This is a genomic window from Vibrio sp. V30_P3S12P165 (genome assembly GCF_009904905.1).
GTDB classification, from domain to species: domain Bacteria; phylum Pseudomonadota; class Gammaproteobacteria; order Enterobacterales; family Vibrionaceae; genus Vibrio; species Vibrio fujianensis.
This window is the reverse complement of the sequence record NZ_WXWH01000015.1, coordinates 50,408-63,924: the sequence shown is the minus strand read 5'-3', so window position 1 is coordinate 63,924 and position 13,517 is coordinate 50,408. Positions and strand designations below refer to the sequence as shown.

The 13,517-nt window shown below is 43.8% G+C and carries 13 protein-coding genes; 10 read left to right on the top strand and 3 right to left on the bottom strand.

The window, feature by feature from the left end:
• Positions 1 to 75 precede the first annotated feature (75 nt).
• The 5 genes from rbfA to nlpI all read left to right on the top strand — a co-directional run bounded on the left by rbfA (position 76) and on the right by nlpI (position 5,244).
• Entirely contained in the window at positions 76 to 471 is a 396-nt protein-coding gene (gene rbfA / locus CAG57_RS03365) for a 30S ribosome-binding factor RbfA (protein ID WP_099610634.1), read from the top strand.
• Positions 471 to 1,406, top strand: a complete 936-nt coding sequence (truB, locus tag CAG57_RS03360; RefSeq protein ID WP_099610635.1) for a tRNA pseudouridine(55) synthase TruB — start codon at positions 471 to 473, stop codon at positions 1,404 to 1,406. The genes rbfA and truB overlap by 1 nt, the downstream gene beginning before the upstream one ends.
• 130 nt (positions 1,407 to 1,536) lie before the next feature.
• The gene (rpsO, locus tag CAG57_RS03355; protein WP_099610636.1) at positions 1,537 to 1,806 is read left to right on the top strand and encodes a 30S ribosomal protein S15; all 270 of its coding nucleotides are present in this window, start codon (positions 1,537 to 1,539) and stop codon (positions 1,804 to 1,806) included.
• A gap of 285 nt (positions 1,807 to 2,091) precedes the next feature.
• Positions 2,092 to 4,227 (top strand): polyribonucleotide nucleotidyltransferase, encoded by a 2,136-nt coding sequence (gene pnp / locus CAG57_RS03350; RefSeq protein ID WP_161427794.1) that lies wholly within the window; start codon positions 2,092 to 2,094, stop codon positions 4,225 to 4,227.
• Positions 4,228 to 4,347: 120 nt separating this feature from the next.
• Positions 4,348 to 5,244: a lipoprotein NlpI gene (gene nlpI / locus CAG57_RS03345; protein ID WP_161427795.1), complete on the top strand. Its 897-nt coding sequence runs from the start codon at positions 4,348 to 4,350 to the stop codon at positions 5,242 to 5,244.
• 56 nt (positions 5,245 to 5,300) lie between these two features.
• Here the strand turns inward: nlpI and CAG57_RS03340 are convergent, their stop codons facing one another.
• The 3 genes from CAG57_RS03340 to CAG57_RS03330 form a co-directional block, all read right to left on the bottom strand.
• On the bottom strand, positions 5,301 to 6,194 hold the full coding sequence (locus CAG57_RS03340) for a U32 family peptidase (protein ID WP_161427796.1): 894 nt from the start codon (positions 6,192 to 6,194) through the stop codon (positions 5,301 to 5,303).
• Positions 6,195 to 6,212: 18 nt separating this feature from the next.
• Positions 6,213 to 7,226 carry a ubiquinone anaerobic biosynthesis protein UbiU gene (ubiU, locus tag CAG57_RS03335; protein ID WP_099610640.1) on the bottom strand — a complete coding sequence of 338 codons (1,014 nt, stop codon included), beginning with the start codon at positions 7,224 to 7,226 and terminating at the stop codon, positions 6,213 to 6,215.
• 163 nt (positions 7,227 to 7,389) lie between these two features.
• The gene (locus tag CAG57_RS03330) at positions 7,390 to 9,435 is read right to left on the bottom strand and encodes a putative bifunctional diguanylate cyclase/phosphodiesterase (protein ID WP_099610641.1); all 2,046 of its coding nucleotides are present in this window, start codon (positions 9,433 to 9,435) and stop codon (positions 7,390 to 7,392) included.
• A gap of 256 nt (positions 9,436 to 9,691) precedes the next feature.
• On the opposite strand from CAG57_RS03330, the gene ubiT reads away from it, so the two are divergent.
• The 5 genes from ubiT (at position 9,692) to prfC (ending at position 13,390) form a co-directional block, all read left to right on the top strand.
• Entirely contained in the window at positions 9,692 to 10,219 is a 528-nt protein-coding gene (gene ubiT, locus CAG57_RS03325; RefSeq protein ID WP_099610642.1) for a ubiquinone anaerobic biosynthesis accessory factor UbiT, read from the top strand.
• Positions 10,203 to 10,703: a GNAT family N-acetyltransferase gene (locus CAG57_RS03320; RefSeq protein WP_099610643.1), complete on the top strand. Its 501-nt coding sequence runs from the start codon at positions 10,203 to 10,205 to the stop codon at positions 10,701 to 10,703. The genes ubiT and CAG57_RS03320 overlap by 17 nt, the downstream gene beginning before the upstream one ends.
• Positions 10,704 to 10,780: 77 nt before the next feature.
• Positions 10,781 to 11,182: a DNA polymerase III subunit psi gene (locus tag CAG57_RS03315; RefSeq protein ID WP_161427983.1), complete on the top strand. Its 402-nt coding sequence runs from the start codon at positions 10,781 to 10,783 to the stop codon at positions 11,180 to 11,182.
• Positions 11,183 to 11,186: 4 nt separating this feature from the next.
• Positions 11,187 to 11,636: a ribosomal protein S18-alanine N-acetyltransferase gene (rimI, locus tag CAG57_RS03310; protein WP_161427984.1), complete on the top strand. Its 450-nt coding sequence runs from the start codon at positions 11,187 to 11,189 to the stop codon at positions 11,634 to 11,636.
• A 164-nt stretch (positions 11,637 to 11,800) separates the two neighbouring features.
• Positions 11,801 to 13,390, top strand: coding sequence for a peptide chain release factor 3 (gene prfC, locus CAG57_RS03305; RefSeq protein ID WP_099610646.1), 1,590 nt, complete (start codon positions 11,801 to 11,803; stop codon positions 13,388 to 13,390).
• Positions 13,391 to 13,517: the final 127 nt, after the last annotated feature.

Below are 13,517 nucleotides of genomic sequence, written 5' to 3'. Positions count from 1 at the left end.
TAATGTTAGGTTGTTGAATACACCATGGGGGGCTGGGAAACCATCCCCCCATTCTTTCTACTAGTGAGAAAAAATATGCCAAAAGAATTTAGCCGAACCCAACGTGTGGCTCAGCAATTACAAAAAGAACTTGCCATGATCCTACAGCGTGAAGTCCGTGATTCACGATTAGGTATGGTAACGATTTCTGATGTCGAAGTATCACGCGATCTCGCTTATGCCAAAGTCTTTGTTACCTTTTTATGCATTGGCGAACAGACGCCTGAATCATGCTTAAAGGCATTGCGTGAGCATGAAGTTCATATTCGAATGATGCTCGGTAAGCGTATCCGCTTGCGTCTGACTCCTGAAATTCGCTTTTATTACGACAATACATTAGTTGAAGGGATGCGGATGTCGAATTTAGTGACTGAAGTGGTCAATCAAGATAAACGACGCCAACAAGATTCAGGTCGAGAGGACGAAGAGTAATGGCACGACGTCGTAAAGGCCGTGCAATTAACGGCGTCTTACTACTCGATAAAACCACGGGCATCTCATCGAACGATATACTACAGAAAGTGAAACGCCTCTATTTTGCCGAAAAAGCAGGACACACTGGTGCGCTTGATCCATTAGCGACGGGGATGTTACCGATTTGTTTGGGCGAGGCGACCAAGTTTTCTCAATTTTTACTCGATTCGGATAAGCGTTATCGTGTGATTGCTAAACTAGGTCAGCGTACTAATACCTCTGACTCGGATGGTGAAGTGGTTGAGACCCGTCCAGTTCAGGTCGATAGAGAGACATTACTCGCTAAGGTGGCAAGTTTTCGTGGCCAAACGGATCAGATTCCCTCGATGTTTTCAGCGCTTAAATATCAAGGGCGTCCACTTTACGAGTATGCTCGCCAAGGTATCGAGGTTCCGCGAGAAGCACGTAAAATACAGGTTTATGAAATTATTTTGCATCGTTTTGAGGATGATGAAGTAGAACTGGAAGTACATTGTTCTAAAGGTACTTATATTCGAACTATCGTTGATGATCTCGGTGAAATGCTTGGGTGTGGTGCGCACGTGACCATGCTACGTCGTATCGGTGTAGCGAACTACCCAGCGCAAAATATGGTGACACTAGCACAGCTTAACCAACGGGTTGAGCAAGCTCAACGAGAAGGTTCAGATCCTTACTCAGCCCTTGATGCACTTTTATTGCCGATGGATACCGCAGTACAAGATTTACCAGAAGTCAATCTAATTGCTGAACTGGTGGATATGGTGCAACATGGTCAAGCCGTCCAAGTGTTTGGTGCACCAAGTGAAGGGTTAGTACGAATGACCGGTGGTGAAGAGAAGCGTTTTCTCGGTGTTGCTCAGATTGATGATGATGGAAAGATCGCGCCAAAACGTTTGGTGGTTTACTCCTAGGTTTCAGTGGCATAAAGCAATATTTGCGCTTGTATCAATAGGTTTTATTCCCTATAATTCGCGCTTCTCGTGTCGGCTGAATCAGAGATTGGCTGACACAACGATTAACTTAACTCTTTAGGAGAGAATAATGTCTCTGAATGCAGAAACTAAAGCAGCAATCGTTGCTGAATACGCACGTAGCGAAGGCGACACTGGTTCACCAGAAGTACAAGTAGCACTACTGACTGCTTCTATCAACCATTTACAAGATCACTTTAAAGAACATAAAGGCGATCACCATAGCCGCCGTGGTCTGCTACGCATGGTTTCAAGCCGTCGTAAACTTCTAGATTACCTGAAAGGTAAAGATCTAGGACGTTACCAAGACCTAATCAAACGTCTAGGCCTACGTCGCTAATCAGTGACTGCATAGTACAGTTTGTTTAAAAAAGGGGCATTAGCCCCTTTTTTATTATCTAAATTTGGCATATTCCCACCCAAGTAGTTTATACTAGATGCCGTCCAGCATTCAGTGCTGGATTTGTTATCTCTCACTGCATTACAGTCACCCAAGTCGGCCAGCAGGTCGCGGCTATTAAAAAGTGATTTAGGCGATATAGAGTCTCTTTTTACTAGTCGCGATTGGTAATGCTTTGAGTGTTGATTAATTTATCTAGGTTTCTCCCTAGAAAAGGAAAACTCAATGTTCGAAAAACCAGTAGTAAAAACATTCCAATACGGAAATCATACCGTTACATTAGAAACAGGCGTGATGGCACGTCAAGCCACCGCAGCCGTAATGGCAACCATGGACGACACCGCCGTGTTTGTTTCAGTTGTCGGTAAAAAAGAGGCAGTACAAGGCCAAGACTTTTTCCCTCTCACAGTGAATTACCAAGAGCGTACTTACGCAGCAGGTAAGATTCCTGGTGGCTTCTTTAAGCGTGAAGGTCGTCCTTCTGAAAGCGAAACCTTAATTGCACGTTTGATTGACCGTCCAATTCGTCCTCTTTTCCCTGATGCCTTCACAAATGAAGTTCAAGTGATTGCAACCGTTGTTTCGGTTAACCCGAATGTTCAGCCAGATATCATCACTATGATTGGTACTTCGGCAGCTTTGGCGATTTCTGGTATTCCATTTAATGGTCCTATCGGTTCTGCTCGTGTGGGTCATATCGATGGTCAATTGGTGTTAAACCCAAGTCCAAAAGAATTAGACAAATCTCGTCTTGATCTTGTGGTTGCGGGTACTGAAGGCGCTGTGCTGATGGTTGAATCTGAAGCTGATATTCTGACTGAAGAGGAGATGTTGGCTGCGGTAGTTTATGGTCATGAGCAACAGCAAGTGGTCATCAAGGCGATCAATGAATTCGCAGCTGAAGTCGCGACTCCCGCTTGGGAATGGCAAGCTCCAGAAGAAAACATTGCCCTAAAAGAAAAAATTGCTCAGTTAGCTGAAACTCGTTTTACCGAGGCTTACCAAATTACCGAAAAAATGGCGCGTTATGAGCAAGTCGGTCAGATTAAGTCTGATGTGATTGACGCGCTATTAGCCGAAGATGACTCACTTGATGTGATGGATATCAAGAAAATGCTCGGCTCTCTTGAGAAAAAAGTGGTACGTAGCCGTATTATCGCCGGTGAGAAACGTATCGACGGGCGTGAGAAAGATATGATTCGTGCTTTAGATGTACGTACAGGAGTATTACCACGTACTCACGGTAGCGCTTTGTTTACTCGTGGTGAGACTCAAGCTTTAGTCACCGCAACCTTAGGGACGCAGCGTGATGCACAAATTATTGATGAACTGACAGGTGAGAAGAAAGATCACTTCTTATTGCATTATAACTTCCCTCCATACTGTGTGGGTGAAACTGGCTTTGTGGGTTCACCAAAGCGTCGTGAAATTGGTCATGGTCGTTTAGCGAAACGTGGTATTGCGGCGGTGATGCCATCAGTGGATGAGTTCCCATACACCGTACGCGTTGTTTCTGAGATTACTGAATCAAACGGTTCTTCTTCAATGGCATCTGTGTGTGGTTCATCACTAGCGTTGATGGATGCGGGTGTACCTATTAAAGCCTCTGTTGCCGGTATTGCGATGGGCTTGGTAAAAGAAGAGCAAGATTTTGTCGTCCTTTCTGACATTTTAGGTGATGAAGACCACCTAGGTGATATGGACTTTAAAGTTGCCGGTACCTCTAATGGTGTGACGGCACTACAAATGGATATCAAGATCGAAGGCATTACTAAAGAGATCATGCAAATTGCGCTGAACCAAGCGAAAGGCGCACGTTTACACATCCTTTCTGTGATGGATCAAGCGATTGCTGGTGCACGTGATGATATCTCTGAATTTGCACCTCGTATCCACACGATGAAGATCAGTGCTGAAAAGATTAAAGATGTGATCGGTAAAGGTGGTGCGGTTATCCGCATGTTGACTGAAGAAACCGGTACAACCATTGAAATTGAAGATGACGGTACGATCAAGATTGCCGCCACAGATGGTGATCAAGCCAAAGAAGCGATTCGTCGTATTGAGCAGATCACAGCAGAAGTTGAAGTGGGTAAAATTTACACCGGCAAAGTCGCTCGTCTAGCTGATTTCGGTGCTTTCGTAACTGTGTTACCAGGCAAAGATGGCTTAGTCCATATTTCACAAATTGCTGATAAACGCATTGAAAAAGTGTCTGATGTTCTCTCTGAAGGCCAAGAAGTTCAAGTGAAAGTCTTAGAAATTGATCGTCAAGGCCGTGTTCGTTTGAGCATGAAAGAAGCGGTAGAAAAACCGGCAGAAGAAGCCCCTCAAGAAAATGCGGCACCAACTGCGGAATAATAATTGCATTATTGTTCTCGAAGAACAGTTTTCGCTTTTTGGGGACAAAGCATGATATAAAGGGAGCGTAATTCGCTCCCTTTTTAATTGGATCATGCGAAATAACAGGAGTATGGATTTGTGAAATGGCTTCAAACCGCTCTTATCAGTGCGGCATTCTTGTTACTTGCTGGATGTGTTTCTACTGGATCTCAACAAACCCAGTGGGTCTACCCACCCATGGCGATTCCACTGCAATCAAACGTGCAGCACGAAGTTAAAATTGCGCGCTTAACGCAGTTACTACAACGTAGCGATTTAAATGATGACGTTCGTGCGAAGATGTTTTTTGAGCGGGGAAATAGCTATGACAACGTCGGATTACGCGATCTGGCTCGCCTTGATTTCACTCAGTCATTAGCGCTCAATCCTGCTCAAGCGGACATTTTTAACTTGCTTGGCGTTTATTATACTGAAGCGGGAGAGTTTGATGCGGCTTATGAAGCGTTTGATTCAACCCTCGAATTAGATCCAAGTAATGAATATGCGGTACGTAATCGTGCCATTGCGTTGTATTATGGGGAGCGTACCGAGCTTGCCTTTGAAGAAATCAGTCAACATTATCAACAAGATCCAGACGATCCATTTCGGGCGCTTTGGCAGTACATTATTTATAGTGAACTCAACCCAGAGCAAGCAAGGGATGAATTAGCCACTCGTTATCAGCAGCATGATGAACAGTGGGGATGGATCATGGTTGGATTAATGTTGGATAAGGTGTCGGAAGAGCAGCTATTTAAAATTTTGCTCAATAATACGCGAGATAATACCGCACTGGCTCAACAGTTGACCGAAACCTATTTTTATCTAGGCAAGCGGTATCAATTACAAGGGAACTACGCTCATGCGATTTCCCTATATAAACTGGCCCTCTCGTTTAATGTCTATGAGTATGTGGAACACCGTTACGCTTTCTTAGAGTTAGGGCGTATCTATCAGAATCTACGCGAAGCTCAACTGGCAAAAAGCACCCAATAAAAACGTACAATAGAGGTCGGTAGCATCATGAATTATCGATGCTGCCTGCCTGCTTTTTAATTATTAACTAATTCATTATTAACTAAAGCTAACCCCTCAATTTGATGCCAATAGCCGTTACAGTGATGGCTCGTGAGCGATTGCGGTTGTTGGCCTCGCTCATTGGCTTGGAAAAGCTGAAGATGCTCAAAGGTTTCAACACCGAGAGGGCTTAAGCGAACAACGTCAACTAACCCTACCATGCTGGATAAATCATTGACTAAGTTATAACAGTAGCCAGATTGGGTCTGAATACCATTCAAGTTAAAGACGTCTTGTCCTTCTTGGCTCTGGACGGAAATCCCCGTAGGGTAACGGATACAGCAGGTTTCGCATTCGTCTTTAGCTTTATTTTCGGCACGCGCAGTAAAACAGCGGGCAGAATAGGCCAGAGGTAAATAACCATGGGCAAACACTTCGGTCGCAAACTTATCTTTAATATTCAATGCGTCACACTGCTCAAGTACATTGATGAGCCATTGACGAGAAAGTTCGACCGGCATACACCAGCGAACCATTCCCTGTTTGAGAAAAATCTTGAGTGTTTGCGCATTATAGCAATTGATGGCAGGGCCAACGACAAAGGGAACGTTTTGTTGGTGTGCCATCTGAATCGCAGAAACATCATTGGCTTCAATCGTAAATTCACCATTATCAATGTATTTTTTCATAACATTGAGTTCGCTCGGTGCTTCTAGCAAAGCCATGGTAGAAATCACCACTTCCTTACCTTGAGTGGTGAGCTGCTTTGCTAGATCAAGCCAATCTGCGGCTTTTAGCTCACGACGTTTAGAACAGACCGTTTCTCCTAAATAAATGATATCGGCCGAGCTTTCACTGGCTTGGTGATAAAAATTTTCAACATCGTTTTTTGGCCAAAAGTATAGCAGAGGGCCTAATGCGTATTTCATGCGTTTTTCCCTGTTCATTTATTGCCATTGACGATGATAAGCACCAAGTGTGGTTTGGGTGCCTTCTGAGACGTTGGCAAGGCTAGCATCCCAAGCCGGTTTTACTTGATACTGGTCTGGGTTGGCAAGGTAGTTATCGATGGCGGCTCGCCAGGTGCGAGTTACCTGTTCAACATAAGCTGGGCTACGTTGACGTCCTTCTATCTTCACTGACGCGATATTGGCAGCAAACAGTTCAGGCACCATCGATAATGTATTTAAGCTGGTGGGTTCCTCTAGAGCATGATAGCGTTTTTGCTCGCCATCAAGTTCAGCGAGAAATCGCCCTTTACATAGGGTCGGGTAGCCTGCGTTTTCACCACAGGCATAGCGATCGATCAAGATGTTGTTAAGACGAGATTCTAAGCCTTGTTCTGTTTCTTGCCAGCGAACGTACTTGGCGGGAGAGCAAGCTCCGACTGTATTAGGGGATTCTCCGGTCATATAGGAGGAGAGGTAGCAACGTCCTTCCGACATAATGCATAAACTACCGAAAGCGAAGACTTCCAATTCGACCTCTTTCGGAATATTGCGTGATAGTTGTTTCACCTGATGAATGGACAGCACACGAGGTAAGACAACGCGTTTGACATTGAAATTTTCATGATAAAATTCAATAGCTTTGACATTAGTCGCTGAGGCCTGTACCGAGAGATGTAATTCAATGTCAGGGTAGCGCTGAGCTGCATATTCAAGAATGGCGACATCAGCGATAATCAGAGCATCAACCCCGAGAGCGGCAGCTTGATCAACCGCTTGTGTCCAGCGTTGGAAACCTTCTGGGTGGGCAAAGGTGTTTAGTGCAATATGTAGTTTTTTATTTCGATCATGCACATAGTTGATCGCTTTTTCTAGTTTCTTACCAGTAAAATTCAAACCGGCAAAGTGACGGGCGTTGGTGTCATCTTTAAAACCGATGTAAACCGCATCGGCACCACAATCAATGGCGGTTTTCAAGGCAGGTAAGTTACCTGCGGGGCAGAGTAGTTCCATTGCTCATTACTGTTTTTAAAGGAAAAGTTTTTATATTTTAGGAAGAGTTGTTGGTCCACTCCTTGATATAAGGCAGGTTTCACTCATTCAATTGTTATTTACCGATAAAGGTTTATTGTGCGAAGCCACGAATTTAGTCTGTCACTTTATCCTTGATTGCTCGCTATTCAATATTTAGAGGTGTGCGCCGATATTGAGTAAATAGCTCCTCAACTTCGTGTTTAGGTTTGGGGCGATAAAAATGAAACCCTTGAATGGTATGACAGTGAAGGTGGGAGAGTAATGTCGCCTGTTGCTCTGTTTCAACGCCTTCGGCAACCACGTCAAGATGGAGCGATTTGCCTAATTTAATAATGCTTTCCACCACCGTGGCCTGCTTAGGAAGGGTGTCAATATCGGTAATAAAGGTGCGATCTATCTTTAATTCATCAATCGGGAAGCGGGCTAAATAAGCCAATGATGAATAGCCAGTACCAAAATCATCAATAGACAATGAAAAACCTAACTTTTTGATCGCATTTAACATTTGTAAAGTGTGTTGACTGTCACTCATCACTGCACTTTCGGTCAGTTCAAAAGTAATACAGCTAGGATCAACGCCGGTTTGTTGTAGTAATTTTTCTAAGTGATGGATTAATTGTGTATTGCCAAATTGCTCTGGGGAAATATTGATAGCCACTTTACCGGGTAAAATATTTTGTTGTTGCCAACGCTTAACGGTAACAAAAACTTCTCGAATCACCACCCGCCCTAGGTGTTCAATAAGCCCAGCTTTTTCCGCAACAGGGATGAACGCACCGGGGCTGATATAACCTTCAATAGGGTGTTTCCAGCGTACCAGTGCTTCTGCACCATTGATACTAAAATCACGGGCATTCACTTTGGGTTGATACCAAACTTCAAGCCCATTTTGTTGCAACGCTTTCTGCAATTCAATCTCCAGCCATAAGCGCATGCGAGCTTCTTTATTCATTTGGTTATTGAAGGTGATCCAACGATTACGGCCACGATCTTTTGCTTCATACATGGCAGTATCGGCATTTTGCAGTAACACCCTAGCGTTATTGCCATCTCCTGGAAATTGTACACAGCCGATTGAACAGGCTAAACGTTTACTAAAATGGTGAAGGTCAAAAGGTTGGTTAATTAAGCGAATAATTCGATCGGCTAACATTTCCCCCACTTTGGCATGTTCAGGCTCCGGAATAATCAGGCCAAACTCATCGCCACCCAAATGACCTAATACCGCTTGAGGAGGGAGTATACGCTGTAATCGACTAGAAACTTCTTTGATGACTTTATCACCAATATGATGCCCTAGTGAGTCATTAATATTTTTAAAGTTATCAATATCTAGATAGAGCATCATGAGTGGGATTTGATTATCAATAAAATGGTCGAGACACTTGGTAAACCCTAATCGGTTACTGACGCCAGTTAATTGATCAATGTGAGTATGGTGTGAAACCGTATTCGTGATGTTTGATGATGGCGCGGCATCTTGAATCAAAATCAGGTGTGCCGGCTGGTGAAACAGTGAAGTTGATTTTGCACTGAGTCGTACGCGGCGAGCAGCACCACAACGAGGCCCAGTGACACACAAAAGCGAATCTTGCATCAGCCTATCGGCAAGAGAAGATGTCAATGGTTGCTGCGTCGATTCATCGATAAAGAGCTGGGACAGTGATTCGCCGAGTAAATTGAGCTGTCCAGCATGTCCTAATAATTGAGCGGCTGATGCGTTAGCAGATAAAATATAGTCGTCTTCAACCAGTAGCACTCCACAGGGCAGCAGCTGGCTGAGAGCGAGAAATTTTTGTTCCGCTTCTTCCAACGCACATTGCAATGTGTGTTTTTCAGACTCATCTATGGCCTGAAATAGAATATAGTCTGGATGATCTTGATGAAAAATTGGTGAAAGAAAAATACGCAGGTGTGTCGTCAGACCAAGCCAGTCAATCTCGATTGTGCTTTCTAATGTTTCCCCGTTAAAAGCACGGTCATAATAAGGCTTTAACTGTTGGTACAGCGCTTCATTAAAAATATGTCTATCATCCATTCCCACCATTTCAAAGGGAGTCAAGCCACTGAGTTCAGCATAGCGCTCATTCACTAAGACATACTGATGTTGGCGATCAAAAATAGCGATCCAAACTGGGCTATGTGCGGTTATTTTATTAAACCAATATGGTAGATGTTGAGTGGGCATTAAAAAGTGACCAACCCTATAAAATCTGTCGTATTCACAAAGTGATTAACTCTTCTAAATTTCATCAACTATAACTTTGATTCAATAGGTTGGAAAGCTTCATAAAAATCTCCAACTGAGAATTTTTTCATCTGAACCTCGCGAAGTCGTCCCGTTGATATTTAGAAAATTCCTTTTCTTTGATGCATAACAGGTACGAGACTTGGCCGAACCATTATGATAATGAACAATGATTCTAAGGTAACGGATAACGCGCGTGATAAACAAGATTCGAACCCAACTCGTTCAAAATGCAGCATCAATTTTGCGATCTCCAGTCCATTTATTGCCGAAGTTTATACAAAAAAAACTTTTACTTGATGGCTTGAAAATGGTCTTTCAAGAAGCATTGGAAGAGGGTGATTTTGAGTTTCTGAGTGATAAATGGTTGAAAGTTGAAATTCGTGATCTCAAATTGCACTGGTATATTAGTTATCAACAAGAGCGTTTGTTGGTTGCCGATGTAGCGCAACAAGAAGATGTGAGCTTTAGTGGTAATGTGAATGATTTAATCTTAATTGCGGGGCGTAAAGAAGATCCCGATACACTATTTTTCCAGCGTCGTTTATCGATTGAAGGGGATACCGAATTAGGATTAGAGGTTAAAAATTTGATGGACAGTGTGGATTTGCAACAATTACCGCAAGCGCTACAAATTTTACTTCACCAATTGGCTGATTTTGTGCATAAAGGCATGCAAACGCCGAATAGACACAATGAGGTCGAAAATGCTTATTCGAACTGAGGCTCCTGCGGATATCCTCGCGGTCGATCGCTTATTAAAATCGGTATTTGACACCGAACGAGAAGCGAATTTAGTGATGAAACTAAGAGAAAATGGTCGTCGAACTTTGTCGTTAGTCGCTTGTGATGATGAAGGTGATATTGTCGGGTATGCTTTATTTAGTCCGGTAATGTTGAATGGCGAAGATCTCAACTGGCAAGGTTTAGCGCCATTAGCCGTTGAAACAAATTATCGCTGTCAAGGCATCGGTGCTCAACTGGTCAATGAAGGGCTAAGTTCCTTAGGTGAGTTGGGGTATCCTGCGTGCGTGGTATTGGGAGCCCCGAATTACTATCAACGCTTTGGTTTCCGTGTTGCGAAGTCGCATGGTTTTCATTGCCCATGGCCTGAGGTTGAGTCAGCATTTCAAGTGGTCGAATTATGGGAGGATGCTTTTGCTGGTCGTCAAGGGCTCATCGAGTATTGCGATGAATTTTCCCAATAGATGTCAGTATAAGTCTCTTGAGCTGAGTTGATGATATTTGTTAGCATGCGCTCAACTGACAAGAGAAGTAGAGTATCATGGTTGATCAGCAGCAGTATTTACAAGCGATGGGCATTCAATATTGGCAATTAGTCCATCCACAGCGACTGGCGGGCTATCAGCCTCAATTAATGCCGCTTGATCCTGATTGCCGCCTATTGTTGATCTCCCCCTCCTTTCCTTCTGAGTCGGAAATTTTGTGGCTAGAAAAAGTGCTAAAGTCTTTCCATGTGACGTTAGTTGAAGCTAGACAGGTTTTTCCTGAACACATAGCACAATTGGATCTTACTCACTTGGCGTGGATCTGGTATGCCGGGTGCGAGGTGTCAGTGACGGCTCAAGCCAACTTGCTACACACTCCCCCCTTAAGTGTTATTAAAAACGATACTCGTTATCGACGAGATTTATGGCAGCAAATTTGCTCTTACAGTGAACAATAACCATATGGCAATGCAATTTTTACCACTTTCTACAGCACATCTAGCAGAGGTTTGGCATATCGAGCAGCATGCTCACAGTCATCCGTGGTCAAAAAATATGCTGGAAGATGTCGCTAGCCGAGGAGCTTGTCATCAAGTGATGATGGTTAACCAGAGCGTTGTTGGCTATTACTATGCACAAAATATTGTTGGGGAGGTCACCTTGCTTAATATTGCGATTGCGCCGAGTGAGCAAGGAAAAGGGTATGGAAAACAGCTTCTCCAATATTTTTTAGTGCAATGTGAACAAAGCAAGGCCGAAAGTGCTTGGCTCGAGGTGAGAGAGAGTAATCAACGAGCATTTCATCTTTATCAGCAATTAGGTTTTAATGAAATTGATCGCCGGTTTAATTATTATCCGACCGCACAAGGAAAAGAAGATGCGATCATTATGAGCTATTTTTTCTTTGATTAATGCTGCTGTTTCCTCCTCTATTTTTCTCCTGAATAATAAGCTGTGAAAACTCGATTCGTTTAGTTGCTCCGATCGTGAAGATCAGCGAGAATATTCGGTAATTTGAACTCAAAGGGCAACTTCTGCCATTCGGCGGAAGTGACCTTAAAAAGAAGATTTCTTGCATGTCTAATACTCCTTTTATTGGCGAAGTCGCTAAGCGTCGAACTTTCGCCATTATCTCTCACCCTGATGCGGGTAAAACAACCATTACTGAAAAAGTATTACTGTTTGGAAATGCGATTCAAAAAGCTGGAACGGTGAAAGGCCGAGGTTCGGCCCAGCATGCCAAATCAGACTGGATGGAGATGGAAAAAGAACGGGGAATTTCGGTTACCACCTCGGTAATGCAGTTCCCGTATCGTGATGCTTTGGTCAATTTGCTTGATACTCCCGGACACGAAGATTTCTCGGAAGATACCTATCGTACATTAACCGCGGTCGACTCATGCTTAATGGTCATTGACGCGGCAAAAGGGGTTGAAGATCGCACTCGTAAATTAATGGAAGTGACTCGTTTACGCGATACGCCGATCATCACTTTTATGAACAAACTTGACCGTGATATTCGAGATCCAATGGAGCTGTTGGATGAAGTTGAGAACGAGCTAAATATCGCCTGTGCCCCTGTGACTTGGCCGATAGGCTGCGGCAAAGAGTTTAAAGGGGTGTACCACATTCATCGGGATGAAACCATTCTTTATGCCACAGGGCAAGGGCATACCATTCAAGAGGTGCGTGTGATTGCTGGCTTGAATAACCCTGAGTTAGATAATCAAGTCGGTAGTGAGCTGGCCCAGCAATTGCGGGATGAATTAGAATTGGTGCTTGGTGCATCAAATGAGTTTGATCGAGAACTATTTTTAAGCGGCGATTTAACTCCGGTTTTCTTTGGTACAGCATTAGGTAACTTTGGCGTCGATCATATGCTGGATGGTTTAACCGAGTGGGCACCTTCTCCTTTACCTCGCCAAGCCAATGAGCGAGTGGTGCAAGCGACAGAAGATAAGTTCTCCGGCTTTGTGTTTAAAATTCAGGCCAATATGGATCCGAAACACCGTGACCGTATTGCTTTCATGCGCATCGTGTCTGGGACTTATAAGCAAGGCATGAAGATGAACCACGTTCGCTTGGGCAAACAGGTTAGCATTTCTGATGCGGTGACCTTTATGGCAGGGGATCGTTCACGTGCCGAAGAAGCGTTTGCCGGTGATATCATTGGCCTACATAACCACGGAACCATCCAAATTGGTGACACTTTTACTCAAGGGGAAACGTTGAAATTCTCAGGAATTCCTAATTTTGCTCCTGAGTTATTCCGTCGTATTCGTTTAAAAGATCCACTTAAACAAAAACAACTGCTCAAAGGGCTAGTGCAACTTTCTGAAGAAGGGGCGGTACAGGTTTTTCGTCCTCTACAAAATAACGATTTAATCGTTGGTGCGGTCGGGGTATTGCAGTTTGATGTGGTGGTCGCTCGTCTTAAATCGGAATATAACGTGGAAGCCATTTATGAAGGGGTTAATGTTGCGACAGCGCGTTGGGTTGAGTGTGACGATGCGAAGACACTGGAAGAGTTTAAGCGTAAAAACCAAAGTAATTTAGCGTTGGATGGCGGGGATAACTTAGCGTATATCGCTCCAACCATGGTTAATCTGAATTTAGCGCAAGAACGAGCACCTGAGATTTTGTTCCGAGCGACGCGTGAGCATTAATCTTTACTTGTCCTATTTGATGCATAATGGTTAGTACTGGCAATGAGACCGCTTAAGCGAGCTCCAGCACTACACTTTGAGTCAAACGCATTGCGCTAAGCAAGAAAAACAAGCAAAAAGCCGATGA